Below are 987 nucleotides of genomic sequence, written 5' to 3'. Positions count from 1 at the left end.
TTTTGATAATTCGGTAGTGGTTTGAAAAGTATTGCTGGAATATTATCAAATAATCCAATGGCAGTTAAATATTTAAATATCAATATATTAAAAGAAGTATTTTTTGTAAGAGTATGTTTAGCATACTTTTCAAACAACTACCAATAATTCTACTACAAGTTGTTCTTTATATCTGCTTTGGATAGATTGGATTCTAAGTGATTTTACTATATTGCTAATGGAGAAACTTGGCGCGCTGTTGCAAAGCGCTACAAGATCAGCAAATTCACCGTCTATAGCTGGATTAAAAATCCCCATCCTAAAGGCTTTACTGAGCGTAAGCCCTCAAAGATTGATGATGAAGCCTTGCTTAAGGATATTGAGCAGTATCCTGATGATTACCAATGGGAAAGCGCTAGACGTTTTAATTGCTCGCAATCAGCGATTTGTTATGCTCTAAAGCGACTAAAGATAACGCATAAAAAAAGATTAACCAACATCCAAAAGCCGACACAGAGAAAAGAGAGCACTTTCAAGAACAAATAGTAGATAAGACCGCTCAAGACAAACCGATAGTCTATCTTGATGAATGTGGTTTTAAAGCCTTTGCTCATAGAGCTTATGGCTACAGCACAAAAGGACAAGTTTGTCATGGAAGTGATAACTGGCATTTAAAGAACCAGAGCAATGCGATTGGAGCCATTATCAATGGAGAATTGTTTGCCTTACGCTTATATGATGGTTCTATTAACAGCGATATTTTCTCTCATTGGGTGAGAGAAGCACTGTTACCTGAGTTACCTAAAAACAGTATAATTGTCATGGACAATGCCGCTTTTCATAAACGCAGTGATATTCAAGCAATCATTGAAGAGCATGGGCATGAGATAGTTTGGTTACCCCCTTATAGTCCAGACTTAAATCCTATTGAAAAGATGTGGGCTTGGATTAAGCAAATACGCAAAGAATGGCGGATGGATTGTATTGATACTTTATTCTTTTWCTATT

General features: G+C 36.2%; 2 protein-coding genes. Both read left to right on the top strand.

The window, feature by feature from the left end:
• The first annotated feature begins 210 nt into the window (after positions 1–210).
• A complete protein-coding gene (locus tag A5N85_RS13470) occupies positions 211–525 on the top strand; it encodes an IS630 transposase-related protein (protein WP_072577622.1) in 315 nt (104 codons plus the stop codon).
• Positions 468–987: IS630 family transposase (locus A5N85_RS15850; protein ID WP_169818686.1), on the top strand; the 520-nt coding region annotated here is incomplete at its 3' end. The genes A5N85_RS13470 and A5N85_RS15850, both read left to right, overlap by 58 nt.

It is taken from the genome of Suttonella ornithocola (assembly GCF_001889065.1).
In the GTDB taxonomy this organism is placed as follows: Bacteria; Pseudomonadota; Gammaproteobacteria; order Cardiobacteriales; family Cardiobacteriaceae; genus Suttonella_A; species Suttonella_A ornithocola.
Note: the sequence above shows the minus strand (reverse complement) of the source record. Positions and strands in the feature narration are given on the sequence as shown.